Below are 25927 nucleotides of genomic sequence, written 5' to 3'. Positions count from 1 at the left end.
GACGGCGTGTCGCCAGGGCGCGCCGGCCCCGTCAGGCCGCGCTCAGACGGTATGCGAGACGCTCAGGCGCGAGGGTTTCGGGGCACCCGATGGGGTCGGTTCGATAGTCCGAACGGGGGACTCCGGGGCCAGGGCTCTCGGGTCGGCGGATGTGCGGCAGCGATGCTCGCCGCGTCCCCGAACCGTGAAAGGCCACCTCCATGAGGGCTCGCAAGCTCGCCCCTTCTTTTGCCGCCGCCGCAACCCTGGCCCTGGCCCTGCCGGTCACCGTGTCGGCTGCCGTCACCCCCGGCCAGGCTCCCGTGCCCGCACCGCGGTTCAACACCTTCCACAGCGCCTTCGCCTACAGCCTGATCCACCCACAGGCGTACCCCCAGGGCGCCAACGACTTCTCGTGCAAGCCCAGCGAGGCCCACCCCAGGCCCGTCGTGCTGGTCCACGGAACCGCAGCTGACGCCCTGTCCTCGTTCGGGCGCCTCGCCCCCGTACTGAAGGACGCGGGGTACTGCGTCTTCGCCGAGCACTTCGGCGACACCAACGGCAGCGGCCTCAAGGCGCTCAAGTCGGTGCCCAAGACCGCAGAGGAGGTGGCCGCCTTCGTCGACAAGGTCCGTACCGCCACCGGCAGCGACACGGTCGACATGGTCGGATACTCCCAGGGCGGCGGCGTGCTGCCCCGCTGGTACCTGAAGTACGAAGGCGGTGCCGCCAAGGTCGACCGGCTCATCGGCATCTCACCGAGCAACCACGGTACGACCGCGAGCGGTCTGGCGACCCTGGGCCGGGCCCTCAACGCGGTCCAGCCCATCGCGGACATCGCGAACGCGCAGTCACTGCAGGACCAGACCCAGTGCTCGGAGGTGAACGTCGCCCTCGACGAGAGCGGCGACATCCGCCCCGGGGTCCGCTACACCACGATCGTCACCGACCAGGACATGGTCGTGACGCCCTACGACAACCAGTACCTGCGTGACAACAAGAACGCCCCGCGCACCCGCTGCCACAACACGAACCCCGCCCTGACCCCCGCCAAAATCGCCAAGCCGGACAACCGAGGGATCGTGGCCCCCTCCGCCGACAGTCCGATCACCAACATCCTCCTGCAGGACGTCTGCCGCACGGACCTCTCCGGCCACCTGCGCAGCCCCTACTCCCCGGCCGTCGGCGGCCTCGTCCTCAACGCCCTCGACCCCGAGCACGCCACCGCCGTGCCCTGCACGACCGTGCTGCCCCTCGGGCCCCTCGGCTGACGCCACTCCCGCCTGGGTCCGCCGCAGTCGGCTATGGAACCCGACGTTGGCATCGACGCCGCCCTGCCGTTCCGACTCGGCGGGCCCTTCCAGGTACGGACCACCTGTGGGGCTGGGAGCGTGCACCACGTCGAGCAACGGCTCCTGGCCACCTACGAAGCCTGGCGGTGGCCGGCGGCCCGCTGATCGGCGGCAGTCTCACCGAGCACATGTCCTGGCAGTGGATCTTCTGGCTGAACATCCCGGTCGGCCTGGTCCTGCTGCCGCTGGCCCGGCTGTGCCTGGCCGAGTCGGACGCCCCCGGCCCCGGTGAACAAGGCATCGCCGGCGCCAACAACGCGCTCCGCGAGGTCGGCGGCGCCCCCGGGATCGCGGTGTTCGCCACGGTCTTCTCCTCGCAGGGGGTTACGGCTCCGCGCGGTCCTTCACGGACGGCACCGTTCCCGCGGTCCGGATCGGCGCAGGGGTGGTGGCGCTCGCCGCACTGGTCGCCCTGCTGATCCCGCGCCACCGCGGCGGCGCCCCGGTGCTGGAGCCCGACCGGGCCGAGGCGCCGGTCCCCGTGGCCGCCCGAGAGCCCGGCACGCCCCCGCGGTCCGCCGCCCCGCCCGACGGCGGGGCGGCGGACCGTACTCTTGTCCCCGTGCAGGAACTCCACGACGCGCCCCTCGCCCCCCTGACCACCTTCCGGCTCGGCGGCCCCGCCACCCGCCTCCTCACCGCGACGACCGACGCCGAAGTGGTCGAAGCCGTGCGTGAGGCGGACGACAGCGGCACCCCGCTCCTGGTCATCGGTGGCGGCAGCAATCTGGTCATCGGCGACAAGGGCTTCGAAGGAACCGCCCTGCGCATCGCGACCAAGGGATTCGTGCTCGACGGGGCCACGCTCGAACTGGCCGCCGGAGAGGTCTGGACGGACGCCGTGGCCCGCAGCGTGGAGGCCGGTCTCGCCGGTCTCGAATGCCTGGCCGGAATCCCGGGCTCCGCCGGCGCGACGCCGATCCAGAACGTCGGGGCGTACGGACAGGAGGTGTCGTCCACCATCACGGAGGTCGTCGCCTACGACCGGCACACCCGGGAAACCGTCACCGTCCCGAACTCCGAGTGCGCCTTCGCGTACCGCCACAGTCGCTTCAAGGCCGAACCCGACCGGTTCGTGGTGCTGCGTGTCCGCTTCGGGCTGGAGGAGGCGGGCGGACTGTCCGCGCCTCTCAAGTACCCCGAAACGGCCCGCGCCATGGGCGTCGAGGAGGGGGAACGCGTTCCCGCCGCGGCCGCCCGCGAAACCGTGCTCCGGCTCCGCGCCGGCAAGGGCATGGTGCTCGACCCCGAGGACCACGACACCTGGTCGGCCGGGTCCTTCTTCACCAACCCGATCCTGGACCAGGAGCAGTTCGAGGCGTTCCTCGACCGGGTGGCGCAGCGCCTCGGACCGGACGTGACGCCCCCCGCCTTCCCCGCGGGCGAGGGACGTACCAAGACCTCGGCGGCCTGGCTCATCGACCGGGCCGGTTTCACCAAGGGGTACGGCTCGGGCCCGGCCCGTATCTCCACCAAGCACACCCTCGCCCTCACCAACCGGGGCGCGGCGAGCACCGAGGACCTGCTGGCACTGGCGCGAGAGGTCGTCGCCGGGGTCCACGAGACCTTCGGCGTCACGCTCGTCAACGAACCGGTGACCGTCGGCGTCAGCCTCTGACGGAGCCCGTCCCTCAGTACGCCACGCCCACCCCCTGCTTCACCGCGGCGGGGTCGTCGATCAGTGCCAGCATCGCGTGCGCGACATCGGCCCGGGAGATGGACCGGCCGCTGCGCGGATTGCCGCCGACGACTGTCCGGTAGGTGCCCGTCAGCGGGCCGTTGGTGAGCTTCGGAGGGCGTACGGACGTCCAGTCCGTCGCGGAGGCCGCGAGCGCGGCCTCCATGGCGGTGAGATCCGTGTAGACCTCCTTGAGGACCGCGCCGATCACCGCGCGCGTCATCCGGTCGAGCAGCGGATCGTCCGCGGGCTTCGGGGCGACCGGGGCCGCGCTCACCACGAGCAGCCGACCGGTCCCCTCCGCCTCCATGGCCGCCAGCACACTCCGGGTCAGCCGCTCGGTGGTCCCGTCGGCCTTCCGGCCCCGCGAGCCCAGGCCGGAGAGCACCGCGTCGCGGCCCGCGACCGCCTCGCGCAGTTCCTCCGGATCGTCGATACGGGCCGCCGCGTGGACGGTGACCTCGGAGAGCGGCACGGGCAGTCGCGCGGGGTCACGGACCACGGCCGTCACCTCGTGACCCGCCGCCAACGCCTGGCGGACGATCTCCTGGCCGATACCGCCCGTGGCACCGAACACTGTGAGCTTCACGGCACACTCTCCTCGTGTGGGGTGAGCAGTCACTCACCGTGGTCGTGCTCAAGGAACGGCTTCGGGTTCCTGCGCCCAGCGGGCCTTCGCGTACAACGCCACGAAGACCGGTCGGCCGCCGCAGTCGCCCGACGACTTCGCCGCATCGGTCGTCCGGACGCTGCTGGGCGGTCTCACGCCCTGAGGGGTGCCCCGGAGCCTCGGGCCACCGGCTCGGCCAGCCAGTCGTCGACGCCCGCCAGGAGCTCCGCCCGCACCGCTTCGGGCGCTGCCGACCCCCGTACCGACTGACGCGCCAGCTCCGCCAGCTCCTCATCGGTGAACGCGTGGTGGCGGCGCACGAGGTCGTACTGCGCGGCCAGCCGGGAGCCGAAGAGCAGCGGGTCGTCCGCGCCGAGCGCCATCGGCACACCGGCGTCGAACAGAGTGCGCAGGGGGACATCGGCCGGCTTCTCGTAGACGCCGAGCGCCACGTTCGACGCGGGGCACACCTCGCAGGTCACCCCGCGCTCGGCCAGCCTGCGCAGCAGCCGGGGGTCCTCGGCGGCCCGTACGCCGTGACCGACCCGGGACGCGTCGAGGTCGTCCAGGCAGTCGCGGACGCTGGAGGGGCCCGACAGCTCACCACCGTGCGGGGCCGCCAGCAGACCGCCCTCCCTGGCGATGGCGAAGGCCCGGTCGAAGTCGCGCGCCATGCCGCGCCGCTCGTCGTTGGAGAGGCCGAATCCGACGACGCCCCGGTCCGCGTAACGCACCGCGAGCCGTGCCAGGGTCCTGGCGTCCAGCGGATGCTTCATCCGGTTGGCCGCGATCACCACCCGGATCGGCAGCCCGGTCTCGCTCGACGCGCTGTCCACCGCGTCCAGGATGATCTCGATCGCCGGAATGAGGCCGCCGAGCAGGGGCGCGTACGAGGTGGGATCGACCTGGATCTCCAGCCAGCCGGAGCCGTCGGCCACGTCCTCCTGGGCGGCCTCGCGCACCAGCCGCTGGATGTCCTCGGGCGCCCGCAGACAGGAGCGGGCGATGTCGTAGAGCCGCTGGAAACGGAACCAGCCGCGCTCGTCGGTCGCACGCAGACGGGGGGGCTCACCGGCGGTCAGCGCCTCGGGCAGCCGCACGCCGTACTTGTCGGCGAGTTCGAGCAGCGTGGTGGGCCGCATCGACCCGGTGAAATGCAGGTGCAGGTGGGCCTTGGGCAACAGCCGTACATCGCGCTCCATCCAAAGATCTTGCCGCATGGACGGGGCGCCGCGGTAGCCGCTTTCCCCATCGAGTTGCTCATCGAACGAAGAGGCGAACGAAAGAGCGGCCCCCGGCCGAAGCCGGGGGCCGCTCTCCGGGATGAGGGAGACGTCAGGCCTTGGCCTCGCCCAGGAGCTTCTGGAGCCGCGAGACACCCTCGGTCAGGTCGTCGTCGCCCAGGGCGTACGACAGACGCAGGTAGCCCGGCGTGCCGAAGGCCTCGCCCGGTACGACCGCGACCTCGGCCTCGTCCAGGATCAGGGCCGCCAGCTCGACCGAGGTGGCCGGGCGCCTGCCGCGGATCTCCTTGCCGAGCAGCGCCTTCACCGACGGGTACACGTAGAACGCGCCTTCGGGAACCGGGCACACGACGCCGTCGATCTCGTTGAGCATCCGCACGATGGTCTGCCGGCGCCGGTCGAAGGCGGTGCGCATGTCGGCGACCGCGTCCAGGTTCCCGGAGACGGCGGCCAGCGCGGCGACCTGGGCGACGTTGGAGACGTTGGAGGTGGCGTGCGACTGCAGGTTGGTCGCGGCCTTCACGACGTCCTTGGGGCCGACGATCCACCCCACGCGCCAGCCCGTCATCGCGTACGTCTTGGCGACCCCGTTGACCACGATGCACTTGTCGCGCAGCTCGGGCACGATCGCCGGCAGCGAGGTGAACTTCGCGTCGCCGTAGACCAGGTGCTCGTAGATCTCGTCGGTCAGCACCCAGAGGCCGTGCTCGACGGCCCAGCGGCCGATCGCCTCGGCGTCGGCCTCGCTGTAGACCGCGCCGGTCGGGTTCGACGGGGAGACGAACAGGACGACCTTCGTACGCTCGGTACGGGCCGCCTCCAGCTGCTCCACGGAGACCCGGTAGCCGGTGGTCTCGTCGGCGACGACCTCCACCGGGACACCACCGGCGAGGCGGATCGACTCGGGGTAGGTGGTCCAGTACGGCGCCGGGACGATGACCTCGTCGCCCGGGTCGAGGATGGTGGCGAAGGCCTCGTAGATGGCCTGCTTGCCGCCGTTGGTCACCAGGATCTGGGAGGCGTCGACCTGGTAGCCGGAGTCGCGCAGCGTCTTCTCTGCGATGGCGGCCTTGAGCTCGGGGAGCCCGCCCGCCGGGGTGTAGCGGTGGTACTTCGGGTTGCGGCAGGCCTCGACCGCGGCGTCGACGATGTAGCCGGGGGTCGGGAAGTCGGGCTCGCCCGCACCGAAGCCGATCACCGGACGGCCGGCGGCCTTGAGGGCCTTGGCCTTGGCGTCGACGGCGAGGGTGGCGGACTCGGAGATGGCACCGATGCGGGCGGAGACCCGACGCTCGGAGGGAGAAGTGGCAGCGCTCATGCCCCCATGTTCCCAGAACGGATTCCCCGTCGGCACAGGGGTTTCAGGGACCGGACAGCGCTCGGACAGCATGCGGACAGCCAACCGGAACGGCGCCGGACGGCATAGGACAGGAACGGTCGGGGGCTTTCTGTTCGACGCCGGGCCGCCGAGCACGTACACTCACCTGTCGTTGGCCTTCACCAGCCGCACCGTTCCTGCACCCGAGGCATTCGGGGACATGCGGTAGGTTGGTGGAAACCACAAAGGGTCGTAGCTCAATTGGTAGAGCACTGGTCTCCAAAACCAGCGGTTGGGGGTTCAAGTCCCTCCGGCCCTGCTACACACTCCTTCGCCAGGATGTGTGCGCATGTACGTACTTCAATGCACTGCCGTGCGGCTTCACCGGGCGCGGCACGGCCATGACCCGGAATCAGGTGAGAAGCGTGACGGACGCCGTGGGCTCCATCGACATGCCTGATGCCGAGGATGAAGTCCCCGAGTCGAAGAAGAAGACCCGGAAGGGCGGTAAGCGCGGCAAGAAGGGCCCTCTGGGCCGTCTCGCGCTCTTCTACCGCCAGATCGTCGCCGAACTCCGCAAGGTTGTCTGGCCGACTCGCAACCAGCTGACGACATACACCTCCGTGGTGATTGTGTTCGTAGTCGTCATGATCGGTCTCGTCACCGTGATTGACTTCGGTTTCCAGCGGGTCATCAAGTACGTCTTCGGCTGATCCCGCGGAGGGCGCCTCACAGGCGCCCCTTTCGCATGTTCCACCCATTTGTATCCAGGAAGAAGCAGCCACCGTGTCTGACCCGAACCTGAACGACGCCGTCGAGCCGACGGCGGGCGCCTTCGAGTCCGCCGAGGACGAGCTCGACATCGTCGAGGCGGCGGACGCTGTGGAGCCGGACCAGGCTGAAGCTGCCGACGCTGCCGCGGGCAAGCCCGCCGAGCAGGCCGCCGTGCACACCGAGAACGCCGCCGAGGAAGCCGACGACGAGGCCGCCGAGGCCGAAGCCGGTGACGAGGACGAGGCCGACGAGGAAGCGGCCGAGCCGGCCGAGCCCGTCGACGCCGTCGCCGCCCTGCGCGAGGAGCTCCGCAGCCTCCCGGGCGAGTGGTACGTCATCCACACATACGCCGGTTACGAGAAGCGCGTGAAGGCCAACCTGGAGCAGCGCGCCGTCTCGCTGAACGTGGAGGAGTTCGTCTATCAGGCCGAGGTGCCTGAGGAGGAAATCGTCCAGATCAAGAACGGCGAGCGCAAGAACGTCCGTCAGAACAAGCTCCCGGGTTACGTCCTGGTGCGCATGGACCTGACGAACGAGTCCTGGGGCGTCGTCCGCAACACTCCCGGCGTCACCGGCTTCGTGGGCAACGCCTACGACCCGTACCCGCTGACGCTGGACGAGATCGTCAAGATGCTCGCCCCGGAGGCCGAGGAGAAGGCGGCCCGCGAGGCGGCCGAGGCCGAGGGCAAGCCGGCTCCGTCCCGCAAGGTCGAGGTCCAGGTGCTGGACTTCGAGGTGGGCGACTCCGTCACCGTCACCGACGGCCCGTTCGCGACGCTTCAGGCGACGATCAACGAGATCAACGCCGACTCGAAGAAGGTCAAGGGTCTCGTCGAGATCTTCGGCCGCGAGACGCCGGTCGAGCTCAGCTTCGACCAGATCCAGAAGAACTAGCGGTTCCCGCCAGCTTCTGGACACATGCCTACCGAGCAGGTCAGACCGGCTGTCACAGCAGGTCTGACCTGCTCGGTTTTTGGTCGCGCAGCTATACCCGTTATCGTTGTGCGGTATGCCTGCATCCGGATGACCGGATGACGGCGAAAAACTCTCACTAGGACCCGGAGAGAGCACATGCCTCCCAAGAAGAAGAAGGTCACGGGGCTTATCAAGCTCCAGATCAACGCCGGTGCGGCCAACCCGGCCCCGCCGGTCGGCCCCGCACTGGGCCAGCACGGCGTCAACATCATGGAGTTCTGCAAGGCCTACAACGCCGCGACCGAGTCGCAGCGTGGCATGGTCGTGCCGGTGGAGATCACGGTCTACGAAGACCGCTCCTTCACCTTCATCACCAAGACTCCGCCGGCCGCCAAGCTGATCCTCAAGGCCGCGGGTGTGGACAAGGGCTCCGGCGAGCCTCACAAGACCAAGGTTGCCAAGCTGACGGCCGCCCAGGTCCGCGAGATCGCCACGACGAAGCTCCCCGACCTGAACGCCAATGACCTCGACGCCGCGTCGAAGATCATCGCCGGCACCGCCCGTTCCATGGGCATCACGGTCGAAGGCTGATTCAGCCCCACCCCCCTCAGTGGTAGGACCAAGCGCTGGTCCGCACCACGACTCCACACTCTGAAACCACAGGAGTAGAAGTGAAGCGCAGCAAGAACCTCCGCGCTGCGGACGCCAAGGTCGACCGGGCACGCAACTACGCCCCGCTCGAGGCCGTCCGTCTCGCCAAGGAGACCTCCTCCACGAAGTTCGACAGCACCGTCGAGGTCGCCTTCGCCCTGGGTGTAGACCCTCGCAAGGCCGACCAGATGGTCCGTGGCACCGTGAACCTCCCGCACGGCACCGGCAAGACCGCCCGGGTCCTGGTCTTCGCGACCGGTGACCGTGCTGCGGCCGCGGAAGCCGCGGGCGCCGACATCGTCGGCGCCGACGAGCTCATCGACGAGGTGGCGAAGGGCCGTCTGGACTTCGACGCCGTCGTCGCGACCCCGGACCTCATGGGCAAGGTCGGCCGCCTCGGCCGCGTGCTCGGTCCGCGTGGTCTGATGCCGAACCCGAAGACCGGCACCGTCACCCCCGATGTCGTGAAGGCTGTCAACGACATCAAGGGCGGCAAGATCGAGTTCCGCGTCGACAAGCACTCGAACCTGCACTTCATCATCGGCAAGTCCTCGTTCGACGAGACCAAGCTGGTGGAGAACTACGCAGCGGCGCTGGAGGAGATCCTCCGTCTGAAGCCGTCCGCCGCCAAGGGCCGCTACATCAAGAAGGCCACGCTGGCCACCACGATGGGCCCCGGCATCCCGCTGGACGCCAACCGCACCCGTAACCTCCTCGTCGAGGAGGACCCGGCCGCCGTCTGAGCCACCGTGCTCGTACGACCGCCGTGTCACGTGTGACATGGACGGGCCCCGCAACCTTTCGAGGTGCGGGGCCCGTCCTCGTATATACGTACCGGTGCTGTCGGTGCTGTGCGCTAGCGTGCGGTCAACGAGAGCCGAACGAGGGGTGGAAGCGGATATGAGGACCAGTACCGTGCGGCGTGTGGGTGTGGCCGTGGCTGTGGCGGCGGCGCTCACGTCGGTCGCGGCCTGCGGTGGATCGGACGACAACGGCGGCGGCACGACCAAGTCGAAGCCCAAGGCCGGCGGCGGTGTGGTGAAGACCGACGCGATCGCCGCGCTGCTCGATGTGCAGAAGAAGACCGGTGCGGCGAACTCCGCGAAGGTCGAGGGCACCACGGTCATGGGCAGCGTCATGTCCATGAAGCAGTCCGGCGCGCTCGACTGGAGTGACGGCGTCACCGGCACCATGGAGATCACCTACACCGGCGGCACGATGGCCGACAACCTGAAGAAGGTCGGCGGCAACGGCACGATGCACGCCCGCTACTTCAAGGACGGCTACGCGGCGGACATGGGCGCCGCCCTGGCCCAGCAGACCGGCGGCAAGCGCTGGATCCGCTACTCGTACGACGAGCTCGCCGAGCTCGGGGGCGCCTCCGGGGCGGCGATGAAGGACCAGATGCAGAACACCACTCCCGACCAGGGGGTGAAGTCGCTGCTGGCCTCCGGCGATGTGAAGGAGGTCGGCAAGGAGCAGGTCCGCGGTGTCGCCGCCACGCACTACTCCGGCACGGTCGACGTCGCCGAGCTGACCGCCAAGACCTCGCATCTGGACGCCGCCCAGCTCTCCGCTCTCAAGAAGCAGCTCAACGACGCCGGGATCACCACGGAGACGGTCGACATCTGGGTCGACGAGAACGACCTGCTGGTGAAGAAGAGCGAGCGCGGGCAGATGAAGACCGGGGAGCTCAACACCACGGTCTTCTACAGCGACTACGGCACCAAGGTCTCGGTCGAGCAGCCGCCCGCCGACCAGACCGTCGGGTTCAAGGAGCTGCTCCAGCAGCAGGGGGCGACCGAGGGCACTGCCTCCTAGAAGGGCCCGCCAAACCTCTCGGACCATCCGAACCGGGACGGATTTGCTCGGCGCGACCCCGGTCGCGTAGTCTTCTGCAGAAGCCAAAGACCGCTGGTCGTTGCTGAAACCCGCAAGGGGGACGGCGACCGAAGGATCCGTTGAACGCGGACGACCTGCGCAGGTGACTGTGGAAAAGCTCCCGGACTTCGTTCGGTCGAGCTTCGCCCTGGCGCCTGCGCCGGGGCGTTTCGTCTTTTCCGGCCCCTTTTGAGCGGTCCTCATCACCCGGAAGGAGGCCGACGCTCATGGCAAGGCCCGACAAGGCTGCAGCGGTAGCCGAGCTCGCGGACCAGTTCCGCAGCTCGAACGCCGCCGTGCTGACCGAGTACCGGGGTCTCACCGTCGCGCAGCTCAAGACGCTGCGTCGTTCGCTCGGTGAGAACGCCCAGTACGCCGTGGTGAAGAACACGCTGACCAAGATTGCGGCCAACGAGGCCGGGATCGACACGCTGGACGACCTGTTCGCAGGTCCGACGGCGGTTGCCTTCGTCACCGGTGACCCGGTGGAGTCGGCGAAGGGTCTTCGTGACTTCGCCAAGGACAACCCCAACCTCATCATCAAGGGCGGTGTCCTTGACGGTAAGGCGCTGTCCGCCGATGAGATCAAGAAGCTCGCGGACCTCGAGTCCCGCGAGGTTCTGCTCGCCAAGCTGGCCGGCGCCATGAAGGGCAAGCAGACTCAGGCTGCGCAGCTCTTCCAGGCTCTGCCCTCGAAGTTTGTCCGCACCGCGGAAGCGCTTCGTGCCAAGCGGGAAGAGCAGGGCGGTGCCGGTACTCCGGCTCCCGCCGAGGCCGCCGAGTAATTTCGCTCAGCGGTCCAGCGGGCTCCACGTACGCCCGCCGACATATACATCCGGCACCTGCCGAATAGTGGAAGGACGCCATCATGGCGAAGCTCAGCCAGGAAGACCTGCTCGCCCAGTTCGAGGAGCTCACCCTCATCGAGCTCTCCGAGTTCGTTAAGGCCTTCGAGGAGAAGTTCGACGTCACCGCCGCCGCGGCCGTCGCCGTTGCCGGCCCCGCCCAGGGTGGCGCCGCTGTCGAGGCCGAGGCCGAGCAGGACGAGTTCGACGTCATCCTCACCGCCGCCGGTGACAAGAAGATCCAGGTCATCAAGGTCGTGCGTGAGCTGACCTCCCTGGGTCTGAAGGAGGCCAAGGACCTCGTCGACGGCGCCCCGAAGCCGGTCGTCGAGAAGGTCGCCAAGGAGGCCGCCGAGAAGGCTGCCGAGTCCCTCAAGGCCGCCGGCGCTTCCGTCGAGGTCAAGTGACCCTGCGAGTCTTCTGACTCGTCTGGACCCCCGTGCCGCGAGGCGCGGACGTCACATCGCGAAAGGCGATCACCCGTATGGGTGGTCGCCTTTCGGCGTACCTGCGGCGGGTGCCTTGCTCTTCCCGTGCTGACGAGTATGGTGATCTTCGCCGTGCGCCTCTCGTGGGAGCACGGGCGCGCCGAGGGGCGGCGGCCGCAGGTATCGGGGCTCGTCCCGGCTGGGGGGCCTTGACGAACCGCGCGAGGCGCGCAATTCTCAAGGCGCGTTGTCACATCGGTCCGAATCCGAGGCATGGATCGATGGCGAAGAGGGCAGTAAAGAAGAGCGCAGCTCGTGCAGGGCTAGACATAGGTGTTGAGAACAGCTGTTGAGAGCAACGTGGGTCTCTGAGAACCCCGACTGGACATCAGTGTGCCGCTTGGCTACACTGACCCTTTGCGCTGCCTGTTAGCTGCCTCCTGCCCGTCACCAGGGGCATACCCATCTTGTGCACCGTGGACCGTGCCTCCCTCATCAGGGGATATCTGTCCACCTGTCCAGTTTGGGACCGGTACGCGCGTAGTGAGTCCGAGCCCTCGGAAGGACCCCCTCTTGGCCGCCTCGCGCAACGCCTCGACCGCGAATACGAACAACGGTGCCAGCACCGCCCCGCTGCGCATCTCTTTTGCAAAGATCAAGGAGCCCCTCGAGGTTCCGAACCTCCTCGCGCTGCAGACCGAGAGCTTTGACTGGCTCCTCGGCAACGCCGCCTGGAAGGCTCGCGTCGAGGCTGCTCTGGACAGTGGACAAGACGTCCCCACCAAGTCCGGCCTGGAGGAGATCTTCGAGGAGATCTCTCCGATCGAGGACTTCTCCGGGTCGATGTCGCTTACGTTCCGCGACCACCGCTTCGAGCCCCCCAAGAACTCGATCGACGAGTGCAAGGAGCGCGACTTCACGTTCGCCGCCCCGCTCTTCGTCACGGCCGAGTTCACCAACAACGAGACCGGCGAGATCAAGTCCCAGACGGTCTTCATGGGCGATTTCCCGCTCATGACCAACAAGGGCACCTTCGTCATCAACGGCACCGAGCGTGTCGTCGTGTCGCAGCTGGTCCGCTCGCCGGGTGTCTATTTCGACTCGTCGATCGACAAGACGTCCGACAAGGACATCTTCTCCGCCAAGATCATCCCTTCCCGGGGTGCCTGGCTGGAGATGGAGATCGACAAGCGCGACATGGTCGGTGTCCGCATCGACCGCAAGCGCAAGCAGTCCGTCACCGTCCTCCTGAAGGCTCTCGGCTGGAGCACCGAGCAGATCCTCGAGGAGTTCGGCGAGTACGAGTCCATGCGCGCCACCCTGGAGAAGGACCACACCCAGGGCCAGGACGACGCGCTGCTCGACATCTACCGCAAGCTCCGCCCGGGCGAGCCGCCGACCCGCGAGGCCGCTCAGACGCTGCTCGAGAACCTCTACTTCAACCCGAAGCGCTACGACCTCGCGAAGGTCGGCCGCTACAAGGTGAACAAGAAGCTCGGCGCCGATGAGCCGCTGGACGCCGGGGTGCTCACCACCGACGACGTCATCGCGACCATCAAGTACCTGGTCAAGCTGCACGCCGGTGAGACCGAGACGACCGGCGAGTCCGGCCGGGAGATCGTCGTCGAGACCGACGACATCGACCACTTCGGCAACCGTCGTCTGCGTAACGTCGGCGAGCTCATCCAGAACCAGGTCCGCACGGGTCTGGCTCGTATGGAGCGCGTCGTGCGTGAGCGCATGACGACCCAGGACGTCGAGGCGATCACGCCGCAGACCCTGATCAACATCCGGCCGGTCGTCGCCTCCATCAAGGAGTTCTTCGGCACCAGCCAGCTGTCGCAGTTCATGGACCAGAACAACCCGCTGTCGGGTCTCACCCACAAGCGCCGTCTGTCGGCTCTTGGCCCGGGTGGTCTCTCCCGTGAGCGGGCCGGCTTCGAGGTCCGAGACGTGCACCCGTCCCACTACGGACGTATGTGCCCGATCGAGACCCCTGAAGGCCCGAACATCGGTCTGATCGGTTCGCTCGCCTCGTACGGCCGCGTCAACGCGTTCGGCTTCATCGAGACGCCGTACCGCAAGGTCGTCGACGGCCAGGTCACCGACGAGGTCGACTACGTCACGGCCGACGAGGAAGACCGTTACGTCATCGCCCAGGCGAACGCGACGCTCTCCGAGGAACTGCGCTTCACCGAGCCCCGCGTCCTGGTCCGCCGCCGTGGCGGAGAGGTCGACTACGTGCCCGGCACCGAAGTCGACTACATGGACGTCTCGCCGCGCCAGATGGTGTCCGTCGCCACCGCGATGATCCCGTTCCTGGAGCACGACGACGCCAACCGTGCCCTCATGGGCGCGAACATGATGCGCCAGGCGGTGCCGCTCATCAAGTCGGAGGCCCCGCTCGTGGGCACCGGCATGGAGTACCGCTGCGCCACCGACGCCGGTGACGTGCTGAAGGCCGAGAAGGACGGTGTGGTCCAGGAGGTCTCCGCGGACTACATCACCGTGACCAACGACGACGGTACGTACACCACGTACCGGATCGCGAAGTTCATGCGCTCCAACCAGGGCACCTCGGTCAACCAGAAGGTCGTCGTCTCCGAGGGCGACCGGATCGTCGCCGACCAGGTACTCGCCGACGGACCGGCCACCGAGAACGGTGAGATGGCCCTCGGCAAGAACCTGCTCGTGGCGTTCATGCCGTGGGAGGGTCACAACTACGAGGACGCGATCATCCTGTCGCAGCGCCTCGTGCAGGACGACGTCCTCTCCTCGATCCACATCGAGGAGCACGAGGTCGACGCCCGTGACACCAAGCTCGGCCCGGAGGAGATCACCCGGGACATCCCGAACGTCTCCGAAGAGGTCCTCGCGGACCTCGACGAGCGCGGCATCATCCGTATCGGTGCCGAGGTCACGGCCGGTGACATCCTCGTCGGCAAGGTCACGCCCAAGGGTGAGACCGAGCTGACCCCCGAGGAGCGCCTGCTCCGCGCGATCTTCGGTGAGAAGGCGCGCGAGGTGCGCGACACCTCGCTGAAGGTGCCGCACGGTGAGATCGGCAAGATCATCGGCGTCCGCGTCTTCGACCGCGAAGAGGGCGACGAGCTGCCGCCGGGCGTGAACCAGCTGGTCCGCGTCTACGTCGCGCAGAAGCGCAAGATCACCGATGGTGACAAGCTCGCCGGCCGTCACGGCAACAAGGGCGTCATCTCGAAGATCCTCCCGATCGAGGACATGCCGTTCCTGGAGGACGGCACCCCGGTCGACATCATCCTCAACCCGCTGGGTGTCCCGTCCCGAATGAACCCGGGACAGGTCCTGGAGATCCACCTCGGCTGGCTCGCCAGCCGCGGCTGGGACGTCTCCGGCCTCGGTGACGAGTGGGCCAAGCGCCTGCAGTCCATCGGCGCCGACCAGGTCGCCCCCGGCACCAACGTCGCCACGCCCGTCTTCGACGGTGCGCGCGAGGACGAGATCACCGGCCTCTTCCAGGCCACGATCCCGAACCGCGACGGCGACCGCCTGGTGCAGCCCTCCGGCAAGGCCCAGCTGTTCGACGGCCGCTCCGGCGAGCCGTTCCCGGAGCCGGTCTCGGTCGGCTTCATGTACATCCTCAAGCTCCACCACCTCGTCGACGACAAGCTGCACGCTCGTTCGACGGGTCCGTACTCCATGATCACCCAGCAGCCGCTGGGTGGTAAGGCTCAGTTCGGTGGACAGCGCTTCGGTGAAATGGAGGTGTGGGCCCTTGAAGCTTATGGAGCCGCTTACGCCCTCCAGGAGCTGCTGACGATCAAGTCCGACGACGTGACCGGCCGCGTGAAGGTCTACGAGGCCATCGTCAAGGGCGAGAACATCCCCGAGCCCGGCATTCCCGAGTCCTTCAAGGTGCTCATCAAGGAAATGCAGTCGCTCTGCCTCAACGTGGAGGTGCTGTCCTCGGACGGCATGTCCATCGAGATGCGCGACACGGACGAGGACGTCTTCCGCGCGGCGGAGGAGCTCGGTATCGACCTGTCCCGGCGCGAGCCGAGCAGCGTCGAAGAGGTCTGACGGGTTGGCCGGCCGGATCCCTGTGATCCGGCCGGCTCTCCCCGGACCCGTTCAGACCATTGCTGAAGTGCCCCGATTTCTCGCGTGACGCGAGGGGGCTCGAACCCCCGAAAGAGGGATTGACGACAAGTGCTCGACGTCAACTTCTTCGACGAGCTGCGGATCGGCCTTGCCACCGCGGACGACATCCGGACCTGGTCCCACGGCGAAGTGAAGAAGCCGGAGACCATCAACTACCGCACGCTCAAGCCCGAAAAGGACGGACTCTTCTGCGAGAAGATCTTCGGTCCGACCCGGGACTGGGAGTGCTACTGCGGCAAGTACAAGCGTGTCCGCTTCAAGGGCATCATCTGTGAGCGCTGTGGCGTCGAGGTCACTCGCGCCAAGGTGCGCCGTGAGCGCATGGGCCACATCGAGCTTGCCGCTCCCGTCACCCACATCTGGTACTTCAAGGGTGTCCCGTCGCGCCTGGGCTACCTGCTGGACCTCGCGCCGAAGGACCTCGAGAAGGTCATCTACTTCGCCGCGTACATGATCACGTTCGTCGACGAGGAGCGCCGCACCCGCGACCTCCCGTCGCTGGAGGCCCACGTCTCCGTCGAGCGTCAGCAGGTCGAGAACCGTCGCGACTCGGACCTCGAGAACCGTGCCAAGAAGCTTGAGACCGACCTCGGCGAGCTTGAGGCCGAGGGCGCCAAGGCCGATGTGCGCCGCAAGGTGCGCGAAGGCGCCGAGCGTGAGATGAAGCAGCTGCGCGACCGTGCGCAGCGCGAGATCGACCGCCTCGACGAGGTGTGGAGCCGCTTCAAGAACCTCAAGGTCCAGGACCTGGAGGGCGACGAGCTGCTCTACCGCGAGCTGCGTGACCGCTTCGGCACGTACTTCGACGGCTGCATGGGCGCCGCCGCCCTGCAGAAGCGCCTTGAGTCGTTCGACCTCGACGAGGAGGCCGAGCGCCTCCGCGAGATCATCCGTACCGGCAAGGGCCAGAAGAAGACCCGCGCGCTCAAGCGCCTCAAGGTCGTCTCCGCGTTCCTGCAGACCAGCAACAAGCCCAAGGGCATGGTGCTCGACTGCGTGCCGGTCATCCCGCCGGACCTGCGTCCGATGGTGCAGCTGGACGGTGGCCGCTTCGCGACCTCCGACCTGAACGACCTGTACCGCCGTGTGATCAACCGCAACAACCGCCTCAAGCGTCTCCTTGACCTCGGTGCCCCCGAGATCATCGTGAACAACGAGAAGCGGATGCTGCAGGAGGCCGTCGACGCGCTGTTCGACAACGGCCGCCGCGGTCGCCCGGTCACCGGTCCCGGTAACCGCCCGCTCAAGTCCCTCAGCGACATGCTGAAGGGCAAGCAGGGTCGATTCCGTCAGAACCTTCTCGGTAAGCGTGTGGACTACTCCGCGCGTTCCGTGATCGTCGTCGGCCCGCAGCTGAAGCTGCACCAGTGCGGTCTGCCCAAGGCCATGGCGCTGGAGCTCTTCAAGCCGTTCGTGATGAAGCGCCTGGTGGACCTGAACCACGCGCAGAACATCAAGTCGGCCAAGCGCATGGTCGAGCGCGGCCGCACGGTCGTGTACGACGTCCTGGAAGAGGTCATCGCCGAGCACCCGGTTCTCCTGAACCGTGCGCCGACGCTGCACCGTCTCGGCATCCAGGCCTTCGAGCCGCAGCTGGTCGAGGGCAAGGCCATCCAGATCCACCCGCTCGTCTGCACCGCGTTCAACGCGGACTTCGACGGTGACCAGATGGCCGTGCACCTGCCGCTCTCCGCGGAGGCGCAGGCCGAGGCCCGCATCCTGATGCTGTCCTCGAACAACATCCTGAAGCCGGCCGACGGCCGTCCCGTCACCATGCCTACGCAGGACATGGTGCTGGGTCTGTTCTTCCTGACCACCGACGGTGAACTCCGTGACACCAAGGGCGAGGGCCGCGCGTTCGGCTCCACGGCCGAGGCGATCATGGCGTTCGACGCCGGCGAGCTGGCGCTCCAGTCGTCCGTCGACATCCGCTTCCCGGTGGGCACCATGCCGCCGCGTGGCTGGGTGCCGCCGGTCGCCGAGGAGGGCGAGCCCGAGTACCAGCCGGGTGACACCTTCCGGCTGCGGACGAGCCTGGGCCGCGCGCTCTTCAACGAGCTGCTGCCCGAGGACTACCCGTTCGTCGACTACTCGGTCGGCAAGAAGCAGCTCTCCGAGATCGTCAACGACCTCGCCGAGCGCTACCCCAAGGTCATCGTGGCGGCGACGCTCGACAACCTGAAGGCGGCGGGCTTCCACTGGGCGACGCGCTCCGGCGTGACCGTCTCCGTTGCCGACATCGTCGTGCCCGAGGCCAAGAAGGCCATCGTCAAGGGCTACGAGGAGCAGGACGAGAAGGTCCAGAAGCAGTACGAGCGCGGTCTGATCACCAAGGACGAGCGCACGCAGGAGCTCATCGCGATCTGGACCAAGGCGACCAACGAGGTTGCCGAGGCGATGAACGCGAACTTCCCCAAGACGAACCCCATCTTCATGATGGTTGACTCGGGTGCCCGAGGAAACATGATGCAGATGCGTCAGATCGCCGGTATGCGTGGTCTGGTGTCCAACGCCAAGAACGAGACGATCCCTCGTCCCATCAAGGCGTCCTTCCGTGAGGGCCTCACCGTCCTGGAGTACTTCATCTCCACGCACGGTGCCCGTAAGGGTCTGGCGGACACCGCCCTGCGTACCGCCGACTCGGGTTACCTGACCCGTCGTCTGGTGGACGTCTCGCAGGACGTGATCATTCGCGAGGAGGACTGCGGCACCGACCGCGGCCTCAAGCTGAAGATCGCGGTCAAGGGTGCCGACGGCGTGCTCCGCAAGACGGACGACGTCGAGACCTCGGTGTACGCCCGCATGCTCGCCGAGGACGTCGTCGTCGACGGCAAGGTCATCGCGCCTGCCAACGTCGACCTCGGTGACGTCCTGATCGACGCCCTGGTGGGCGCCGGCGTCGAGGAGGTCAAGACCCGCTCGGTCCTGACCTGTGAGTCCGCGGTCGGCACCTGTGCCTTCTGCTACGGACGCTCGCTCGCCACCGGCAAGCTGGTCGACATCGGTGAGGCGGTCGGCATCATCGCCGCCCAGTCCATCGGTGAGCCCGGTACCCAGCTGACGATGCGTACCTTCCACACCGGTGGTGTGGCCGGTGACGACATCACCCAGGGTCTGCCCCGAGTCGTCGAGCTCTTCGAAGCCCGTACGCCGAAGGGTGTCGCCCCGATCTCGGAGTCCGCGGGCCGGGTCCGGATCGAGGAGACCGAGAAGACCAAGAAGCTCGTGGTCACGCCGGACGACGGCAGCGACGAGATTCCCTTCCCGATCTCCAAGCGTGCCCGTCTGCTGGTGGGCGAGGGCGACCACGTCGAGGTGGGCCAGAAGCTCACCGTGGGTGCCACCAACCCGCACGACGTGCTGCGGATCCTCGGTCAGCGCGCGGTCCAGGTCCACCTGGTCGGCGAAGTCCAGAAGGTCTACAACTCGCAGGGTGTGTCGATCCACGACAAGCACATCGAGATCATCATCCGACAGATGCTCCGCCGCGTGACGATCATCGAGTCCGGCGACGCGGAACTGCTGCCGGGCGAGCTCGTCGAGCGCTCGAAGTTCGAGACCGAGAACCGTCGTGTGGTCCAGGAGAGCGGTCACCCCGCCTCCGGCCGACCGCAGCTGATGGGTATCACCAAGGCCTCGCTGGCGACGGAGTCGTGGCTGTCCGCGGCTTCCTTCCAGGAGACGACCAGGGTCCTGACGGACGCGGCGATCAACGCCAAGTCCGACTCCCTGATCGGCCTCAAGGAGAACGTCATCATCGGTAAGCTCATCCCGGCCGGTACGGGTCTCTCCCGCTACCGCAACATCCGGGTCGAGCCGACCGAGGAGGCCAAGGCCGCGATGTACTCGGCCGTCGGCTACGACGACATCGACTACTCGCCGTTCGGCACGGGCTCCGGCCAGGCCGTTCCGCTGGAGGACTACGACTACGGTCCGTACAACCAGTAGCAGTGAGTGAGAAGGGCGCCCATCCCGTCAGGTACGGGGTGGGCGCCCTTCCGCGTGTGCGCGAGCAGGCCGCCCGGAGCGGGTCAGCGCAGGGTTTCCCACAGGGCGAGGGCGAGACCGAAGGCGGCGGTGAGGACGCCGATGCTCGCCAGCGGCCAGCGGGAACGCTCCAGCGTGTCGAGGCGCGCCTCGTGGTCCGCCAGCTGTTTGTCGGTCTGGTCGCTGCGCTGCACCAGCAGGGCCAGCTGGCCGTCGGCGCGTGCGAAACCCGCCTCCAGCGTGCCGCGCAGGCGTTCCAGCTCCAGGGCGACGGCGACCGGATTGTTCGGGTCAGTCTCGGTCATGGGCGGCTCCTGTGGTCTCGTCCCCGGACGGCCCGGTGCGGAGCCAGGCGGGGAGCAGTGTCTGCACGCCGGGTACGGCCATCACCCGGGTCAGCGCCCCCGCGACGGCCAGGGCCCCGGCGACCCGGGGCAGGGTCGCCGGGAGACCGGACGCGTCGACAAGAGCGGGCAGAAGCACGGCAAGGGAGAGAGCCGTCTGGACCAGGGTGCGGGTGGTGCGGCGGGCGGCGTCGGACATGGCTGCGGGTTCCTCATTTCGTGTACGGGACCTTGAGGGCGTTCCACGAGGCACGGCCCGGTAGCCCGTCGGCGTCGCTGCCCCGGAAGCCGAGCTTGCGCTGCCAGGAGGCGTACGAACGGCGGTCGGCGTCCGTCCAGCGGGGCCCCGGGCCGACGGCGTACGACGCGCAGCCCTCGGCGGCGAGCCTGCGGCCCATGGCGGTGATCAGGGGCGAGCTGGTGCGGGCGGTGAAGAACGAGGCACCGGGGAAGGGCTGGTACCGGGGGACCGGTGACCCGCCCGCCGGACCGCCCGTGGATCCACCGCCCGCCGGGCCGGACAGCCGGGCGGCGACGCGGTCCCGCAGCGACGCCATGGTGAAGCCGCGCGGATCGACCTTCTGGTCCGACCACTCCAGGTGGCCGATGACGCTGCGCGCGCTCCAGCCGTGGGCCCGGCAGAGCGCCGCCGAGACGCGGGTGATCGCTTCGAGCTGGGCGGCCGGCCAGGGATCGTCGCCGTCGCCGAGGTTGACGCACTCGAATCCGTAGAAGTGCGCGTTGCCGTCGACGGCACCTGCACTGCCCTCGTGTTCCCGCGGTGCGGGCGGGCGGACGCCGTAGTCCTCCGCGATCACCCGCCGGAGGACGGCCGGATCGCCGCCGCCCGCGTGGTTGGCGCGGCCGTTTCCGACCAGATGGACGGTGCCGGCCTTGTCGATGACGCCGTGGCACAGAGGGCCCGGCAGGGTGGTGTGGCCGTTGTAGCAGAGCGCCACGGAGGCGTTGGTGCCGCTGCTGACGGTGTGGTGGATCAGCACGCCGTTCAGCGGCCCCCAGGCGCCCTTGTGGTTGCGGTGGTGGGTGCGCCAGCTCTCGTATTCGACGACGTCGACGCCTTCGGCGCGCAGCGCGGCGAGGAGCTGACCGGCGGTCAGGGGAGTGGCCATGGCGGTGGGCCTTTCGTAGGGGTGCGCAGGTGAGGGGCCCCGCACCGGGTGGTGCGGGGCCCCTCATCTGCGCGTGGTCAGGAGAGAGCCGCCCAGATGGCGTTGGAGTCCGCCACCACGCTGCCGGTGGTGAAGGAGGAGGGCAGCGAGGTCTGGCCGGTGGTGCTCAGGCGGCCGTGGCGGATGAACGCGCCGGGCATCCGGGCGCTGCCGCCCGGGGCCTCGCCGACGCTGGCACCCCGCAGGAAGGCGGGGCCGCTGTTGCTGGGGCTGGGTCCGTTGACGACGAGACCGATCCAGTAGTTGCCCGCCACCGCGTTGTACGGGGTCGCCAGCGGGCAGATCACCGTCTCGCCCTCGGTCTTCTTGATCAGCGTGGTGAGGTTGGCGGTCAGCCCGACCCGGGTGCCCGTGCCGGTGTAGAGACCCGCGTACGAGGACGTGCTGAGCGTTCCGCCTACGTAGCCCGGGATGTAGAACACCAGGTTCGTTACGGTGGTGGGTGCGTGCAGCGGGACGCCGATGAGGTAGACCCAGCCGTTGATGCAGTACTGCGGGGTGGCCGCGGAGCTCGCCGCGGGGTCGAACGCCCAGCCGCGGAACCCCACCGAGGCCGGGGTCCAGGTGCCGGCCGCCGACACCGTGTCGACGTAGCCGCGACGGGTCAGCTGGTCGGCGGTGACCGGGGCGGCCGTGGTGGCGGGCGGGGTGACGAACGTCTTGGCGCCCGCGATCTCCTGGGCGCCCGTGAGCAGGACCCCTTGGCCGGCCGGCACCGCGGCCACGTCCGAGGCGGTGAGGCTGACCGCGCCGGTGAGTCCGTTGACCGAGGCGACCGGGGCGCCGCCGAGCGCGAGGTAGCGGGCGTCGCCCGCCGCCTGCGTCAGCGCGCCCAGGTCGTTCGCGGTCAGCAGGACCTCACCGGTCTGCCCGTTGACGGAGGCGACGGCGCCCCCGCCCGCCGGGAGCTGCGCCGCCGGGACCAGCCCGTCGGTGCCGAGGGTGGCCACGCCGCCCGGCGCCCCCGCCGACGCGGCGGCGAGGGCCGAGACGTCCGCCGCGCCCAGCACGATGTCCGCCTCGGTGTGTCCGTTGACGGAGTGCACGGCACCGGCCGGACCGGCGGGTCCTTGCGGGCCGAGCTCCCCGGCGGGCCCCGGCGGCCCCGGTACGGCCACGTACTGCGGGGCGCCCGGATCGGCCGGGGCGATGTCGGCGAGGTCCACGGCGGGGACGGCGGCCGCCAGCGCGATCTGGTAGACGCGGCCGCCGCGGGCGAGACCGCCGAGCTTCTCCGTGACGGTGTACGTCCATGCTGTGGGGTTCCAGCCCGGGGCGTCGGTGGCGGGCAGGACGACACTGACCCTGCCCTCCGCGTCGAGCGTGGCCCGGGTGGGACCGCCCAGGAAGAGGTCCTCCTCGGCATGGGTGAGGAGCGCCGGGGGCCGGAATTCGACGGCGCCGCTCATCGGGCGGCCGTCGGGGGTCATGTAGCGGGCGGTGACGGTGACGGTGGGGATGTTTTCAGGCAGCACTCGGGTGCCCTCCTCGGTGGTGGTTGGGGTGGCTGTCCGTGTGTGGGCGTCAGGACTGGACGCCGTACAGGGAGAGCGGGCGGCACCGCAGGGTGTCGCCGGTGGCCGCGACCCTGGCCTGGATCTCGAAGGTGACCGCGGCGCCGAACGCGGCGGGCAGCCTCTCGGTGAACTCCAGTCCGTCGCCGGGAGCGCCCACCGGTCCGAGCGGTACGCCGTCCACGAGCAGCCGCACCTCGGCGCCCGTACTGCCCGAGGCCGCGACGACACAGTGCAGCCGGGGGTGCTGGACGAGGCCCCGGCCCTGGTAGAGCGTCGTCCAGGTGGTCGACCCGGTGGACTCCCAGCGCGCCGCGTCGGCCGGGCCCGGCAGCGGGTACGGGATGTAGGGGCGGGCCAGGCCGCCGTAGGCCGCGTCGTCGGCGACGACCACGTTGCCCCGGCGGTCGAAGACCTGCACCGGCTGGACGGGGAGGGTGTCCGGGGCCGCCGTCCAGACGGTCAGGGCCAGGGAACCGTCGTCGCGGCGGACGACGAAGCCCTGCTGCGGATCGTTTTCGCCGCGGTCCGGCTGGACCCGGCCCAGGTAGAGCAGGTCCTCGTCGCCCGAGGTGCGTACCCGCAGCCGGCCGCGGTCGCCGATGACGACCTCGCCGCCCATGATCTGATTCAGCGCCGGAGTGGTGTTGGCGCTGCCCATCAGCTCCCTGACCTGGCGTTCCAGCGCACGGATACGGTCTAGCAGATCGGTGGGGATGATCGCCACGGGTCAGGCTCCTTCCAGGTAGAGGACGGCGGTCTCGGCCTTGGTGCGCTGCGGCGGGGTGACGGCGATGCCGACGATCCGGTAGGCGGCGTCGAGACCCTCGTGGTGCCACAGGTCGTGGATGCGCAGCCGGATGCGGGCACCGAGGAGCGCCGGCGTGATCCCGCCGTCGAGCAGCACCGTCAGTTCCGGGATGACCTCCGGACGGTTCTGCCGGGCCAGTTCGGCGGCGGCGAGCGAACGCAGGGTCGCCGCGTCCGTGACGCCGCTGTGGTCGGAGGTCTGCTCCAGCCGGGGCCAGCCGGCCTCCAGGTCGCCGGGGGACGTCTCGCTGACGGTGAGGGGCTGGGACTCCTGGGACTGGTCGTTGTTGGCGGAGTCGCCCCGGGCCACCCAGACGTTCGCCTGCACGGTGGAGTCCGTCGGCAGGCTGTAGGTGAGCACCTGGCCCGGGTGGCTCAGCACGATGTCCGTGTGGCCCGTGCGGATCTGCGGGTGGCCGAGCTGGAGGCGTTTGACCCGGCGTCCCTCGGCGTCCCGGTAGCAGTGGACGCGCCACTCGAACCCGTCGCTCAGCCGGCCGAGGTTGTCGAGCAGTTCCCGGACGCGGGTGAGCGCGGAGTAGGCGTACGCGTAGTCCCGTATCACTCCGGAACGGTCGTGGCCCGGGCTGATGCCGATGTCGCCGCCGGGCTGCTCCTGCGCGTGGGAGATCAGGGTGTGGGCGATCTCGAACTGGTCCGTGCCGGTGCCCGCCAGGCCGTGGGCGAGGATGCGGTGGTCCAGGTAGGAGTCGAAGGTGCCGGCCTGGAACTGCACGGTCAGCCGGCCCTGTTCGTCGGAGACCGGTGTGCAGGTCCACAGGATTCCGCCCCACCAGATGTCGCCGTCGCGCTCCAGCCAGACCGCGGTGCGGCCGGGCTGGAGCGCGGCCCGCGCCCGGGCCGCGAGCGCGCCGCCGGGCAGCGGGACGGTGGCGGTGAGCGATCCGGGCTTGCCTATGTAGTCGTCGAACTTCGTCTCCGTGAGCGGCAGCACGTCCAGCAGGCGGTCGGTGCGCAGGTCGCAGAAGAGTGCCCGGTAGACGGGCGTGGTGACGGACGCGGTCATCGGCTGCCTCACACGAGCGGATCGACGCGGATGGAACGGTTGTCGTACCAGCCCTTGTTGCTGGCCGCCGACGAGCAGTAGGCGGAGACCGCCGTGTAGACGGCTCCGGGCTGGAGTCCCGTGACGCGGAAGGTGGCGGTCACCGATGTCAGCGCCTTGGACCCGACCGCCGCCGCGCGGTCCTCGTTCGCGGCGAGGACCAGGGCCCCGTCCTTGCGGATGTTCGCGCCCATCCGGGACCACTGGCCGTCGACCCCGGTGTTCCCCGTGAAGCCCACCGTCACCAGGATCGCGCCCGTCACCGGCACGGTGAAGGTGGCGGTGACGGTGGGACCGGTCGTGTCGGTGACCGCCTCGGACCAGGCGGTGGTGGCGCAGTAGCCGCCGTCGGTGTTGTACGCCCAGGCGGAGGACGGTACGGCGGGCCGCCACACGGTGCCGTCCCAGCGCTGGAGCCGGCCGGCCTCGTCGCGGTACTGGCCGGTGTACTCACCCGCGGCGAGGGCGCCCTGCGGGGCGATACCGCCTGCCTGGCGGGGGTAGTTCGCCCAGCGGGTGCCGTCCCAGCGCTGGAGGGTGCTGGACGTGTCGCGGTACTGGCCCGGGTATCCGCCGGGTGTGTCCCGGTTCCAGGAGTCGGCGACGATGCCGCCGACGGCCACCGTCGACACCCGCATGTCGTACACGGCGTCGGACCAGGCGATGCCGCCCGTGCCCACCGAGGCCCCCGCGGGCACCAGGACCCGGGCGAGCGGAAGAGAGGCGTCCGGGAGCTGCGGCGGTTCGGGAGCGGCATCGGCCTTGCCCACGACGACCTCCAGCACGGCTTCGGTGCGGCCGGTGCCGTCGAACTGCGCGTCGTACACGCGCAGGATCACCAGGTCGATGCGCGGGTTGGACGCGTCACCGTCGCCGAAGGTCACCTCGGTGTAGTCGGTGAGCACGACGGGGTACGCACCGGCCGCGCCCTGGCCCTGGATCACCGCGCGGCCCGGTGCGACGGAGGCCTTCATCCCGGCGTTCTCGCCGAAGACATACAGACCGGACATCAGGTACTCGCCGCCGGCGGAGCCGGGGATCACACCGCCGGCGGTGGTCAGGGCCCCGTTAGGGGTCATGGTGCCGACCGGGGCGAGCCGGGTGTCGGCCCGGGACTGGCCGGTCTCGGTCTCGGTGCGGTTGATCAGCCACGCGCTGCGTACGGGCATGTTGTCCTCCTGAGGAGTGATGGGCTGTGGGT

Annotated in this window: 21 protein-coding genes, 1 tRNA gene and 2 pseudogenes; 14 read left to right on the top strand and 10 right to left on the bottom strand. The window is 69.1% G+C overall.

Annotated elements, in window-relative coordinates:
- Positions 1-200 precede the first annotated feature (200 nt).
- The 3 genes and pseudogenes from ACZ4LX_RS29830 to ACZ4LX_RS29820 all read left to right on the top strand — a co-directional run bounded on the left by ACZ4LX_RS29830 (position 201) and on the right by ACZ4LX_RS29820 (position 2949).
- On the top strand, positions 201-1250 hold the full coding sequence (locus ACZ4LX_RS29830) for an esterase/lipase family protein (RefSeq protein ID WP_467649921.1): 1050 nt from the start codon (positions 201-203) through the stop codon (positions 1248-1250).
- A 146-nt stretch (positions 1251-1396) separates the two neighbouring features.
- A pseudogene (locus tag ACZ4LX_RS29825) lies at positions 1397-1555 on the top strand (MFS transporter); the annotation flags it as partial.
- 338 nt (positions 1556-1893) lie between these two features.
- Entirely contained in the window at positions 1894-2949 is a 1056-nt protein-coding gene (locus tag ACZ4LX_RS29820) for a UDP-N-acetylmuramate dehydrogenase (RefSeq protein ID WP_467649964.1), read from the top strand.
- A gap of 13 nt (positions 2950-2962) precedes the next feature.
- Here the strand turns inward: ACZ4LX_RS29820 and ACZ4LX_RS29815 are convergent, their stop codons facing one another.
- Positions 2963-3598: an NAD(P)-dependent oxidoreductase gene (locus tag ACZ4LX_RS29815; RefSeq protein WP_467649923.1), complete on the bottom strand. Its 636-nt coding sequence runs from the start codon at positions 3596-3598 to the stop codon at positions 2963-2965.
- 64 nt (positions 3599-3662) lie between these two features.
- Here ACZ4LX_RS29815 and ACZ4LX_RS29810 point away from each other — a divergent pair.
- Positions 3663-3782: pseudogene (locus ACZ4LX_RS29810) on the top strand (TetR/AcrR family transcriptional regulator); the annotation flags it as partial.
- Here ACZ4LX_RS29810 and ACZ4LX_RS29805 read toward each other — a convergent pair.
- Together ACZ4LX_RS29805 and ACZ4LX_RS29800 are read right to left on the bottom strand one after the other, a co-directional pair.
- Positions 3772-4821, bottom strand: coding sequence for an adenosine deaminase (locus ACZ4LX_RS29805; protein WP_467649924.1), 1050 nt, complete (start codon positions 4819-4821; stop codon positions 3772-3774). The pseudogene ACZ4LX_RS29810 and the gene ACZ4LX_RS29805 overlap by 11 nt on opposite strands.
- Positions 4822-4954: 133 nt before the next feature.
- Positions 4955-6181: a pyridoxal phosphate-dependent aminotransferase gene (locus ACZ4LX_RS29800; protein ID WP_467649925.1), complete on the bottom strand. Its 1227-nt coding sequence runs from the start codon at positions 6179-6181 to the stop codon at positions 4955-4957.
- 246 nt (positions 6182-6427) lie between these two features.
- On the opposite strand from ACZ4LX_RS29800, the gene ACZ4LX_RS29795 reads away from it, so the two are divergent.
- The 10 genes from ACZ4LX_RS29795 to ACZ4LX_RS29750 all read left to right on the top strand — a co-directional run bounded on the left by ACZ4LX_RS29795 (position 6428) and on the right by ACZ4LX_RS29750 (position 19763).
- Positions 6428-6500 (top strand) — tRNA-Trp (locus ACZ4LX_RS29795).
- 106 nt (positions 6501-6606) lie between these two features.
- Entirely contained in the window at positions 6607-6894 is a 288-nt protein-coding gene (gene secE, locus ACZ4LX_RS29790) for a preprotein translocase subunit SecE (RefSeq protein ID WP_073732696.1), read from the top strand.
- Positions 6895-6967: 73 nt separating this feature from the next.
- A complete protein-coding gene (nusG, locus tag ACZ4LX_RS29785) occupies positions 6968-7849 on the top strand; it encodes a transcription termination/antitermination protein NusG (RefSeq protein WP_467649926.1) in 882 nt (293 codons plus the stop codon).
- Between the two features lie 177 nt (positions 7850-8026).
- A complete protein-coding gene (gene rplK / locus ACZ4LX_RS29780) occupies positions 8027-8461 on the top strand; it encodes a 50S ribosomal protein L11 (RefSeq protein WP_010058817.1) in 435 nt (144 codons plus the stop codon).
- An 80-nt stretch (positions 8462-8541) separates the two neighbouring features.
- Complete coding sequence (gene rplA / locus ACZ4LX_RS29775; protein WP_467649927.1) at positions 8542-9264, top strand: 50S ribosomal protein L1; 723 nt, start codon at positions 8542-8544, stop codon at positions 9262-9264.
- Positions 9265-9421: 157 nt separating this feature from the next.
- The gene (locus tag ACZ4LX_RS29770; RefSeq protein WP_467649928.1) at positions 9422-10342 is read left to right on the top strand and encodes an SCO4651 family lipoprotein; all 921 of its coding nucleotides are present in this window, start codon (positions 9422-9424) and stop codon (positions 10340-10342) included.
- Between the two features lie 287 nt (positions 10343-10629).
- Positions 10630-11187, top strand: coding sequence for a 50S ribosomal protein L10 (gene rplJ, locus ACZ4LX_RS29765; RefSeq protein ID WP_363066981.1), 558 nt, complete (start codon positions 10630-10632; stop codon positions 11185-11187).
- Positions 11188-11270: 83 nt separating this feature from the next.
- A complete protein-coding gene (gene rplL / locus ACZ4LX_RS29760) occupies positions 11271-11654 on the top strand; it encodes a 50S ribosomal protein L7/L12 (RefSeq protein ID WP_467649929.1) in 384 nt (127 codons plus the stop codon).
- Between the two features lie 594 nt (positions 11655-12248).
- Positions 12249-15734 carry a DNA-directed RNA polymerase subunit beta gene (gene rpoB, locus ACZ4LX_RS29755; protein WP_467649930.1) on the top strand — a complete coding sequence of 1162 codons (3486 nt, stop codon included), beginning with the start codon at positions 12249-12251 and terminating at the stop codon, positions 15732-15734.
- A gap of 129 nt (positions 15735-15863) precedes the next feature.
- Positions 15864-19763, top strand: a complete 3900-nt coding sequence (locus tag ACZ4LX_RS29750; RefSeq protein WP_363066984.1) for a DNA-directed RNA polymerase subunit beta' — start codon at positions 15864-15866, stop codon at positions 19761-19763.
- Between the two features lie 83 nt (positions 19764-19846).
- Here ACZ4LX_RS29750 and ACZ4LX_RS29745 read toward each other — a convergent pair whose 3' ends face one another.
- The 7 genes from ACZ4LX_RS29745 to ACZ4LX_RS29715 all read right to left on the bottom strand — a co-directional run bounded on the left by ACZ4LX_RS29745 (position 19847) and on the right by ACZ4LX_RS29715 (position 25895).
- Entirely contained in the window at positions 19847-20107 is a 261-nt protein-coding gene (locus ACZ4LX_RS29745; RefSeq protein WP_467649931.1) for a hypothetical protein, read from the bottom strand.
- The gene (locus tag ACZ4LX_RS29740; protein WP_467649932.1) at positions 20094-20345 is read right to left on the bottom strand and encodes a hypothetical protein; all 252 of its coding nucleotides are present in this window, start codon (positions 20343-20345) and stop codon (positions 20094-20096) included. Before ACZ4LX_RS29740 ends, ACZ4LX_RS29745 begins: the two co-directional genes overlap by 14 nt.
- Before the next feature lie 13 nt (positions 20346-20358).
- On the bottom strand, positions 20359-21276 hold the full coding sequence (locus ACZ4LX_RS29735) for a peptidoglycan-binding protein (RefSeq protein WP_467649933.1): 918 nt from the start codon (positions 21274-21276) through the stop codon (positions 20359-20361).
- Between the two features lie 77 nt (positions 21277-21353).
- The gene (locus ACZ4LX_RS29730) at positions 21354-22811 is read right to left on the bottom strand and encodes a collagen-like triple helix repeat-containing protein (RefSeq protein ID WP_467649934.1); all 1458 of its coding nucleotides are present in this window, start codon (positions 22809-22811) and stop codon (positions 21354-21356) included.
- A 49-nt stretch (positions 22812-22860) separates the two neighbouring features.
- Positions 22861-23577: a hypothetical protein gene (locus ACZ4LX_RS29725; protein ID WP_467649935.1), complete on the bottom strand. Its 717-nt coding sequence runs from the start codon at positions 23575-23577 to the stop codon at positions 22861-22863.
- A gap of 3 nt (positions 23578-23580) precedes the next feature.
- On the bottom strand, positions 23581-24687 hold the full coding sequence (locus ACZ4LX_RS29720) for a hypothetical protein (protein WP_467649936.1): 1107 nt from the start codon (positions 24685-24687) through the stop codon (positions 23581-23583).
- An 8-nt stretch (positions 24688-24695) separates the two neighbouring features.
- A complete protein-coding gene (locus ACZ4LX_RS29715) occupies positions 24696-25895 on the bottom strand; it encodes a hypothetical protein (RefSeq protein ID WP_467649938.1) in 1200 nt (399 codons plus the stop codon).
- Between the last annotated feature and the right edge of the window lie 32 nt (positions 25896-25927).

The organism is Streptomyces sp. NPDC026062 (assembly GCF_055568375.1).
The sequence above is the reverse complement of the archived record's forward strand: the minus strand, read 5'-3'. Positions and strand labels throughout refer to the sequence as shown.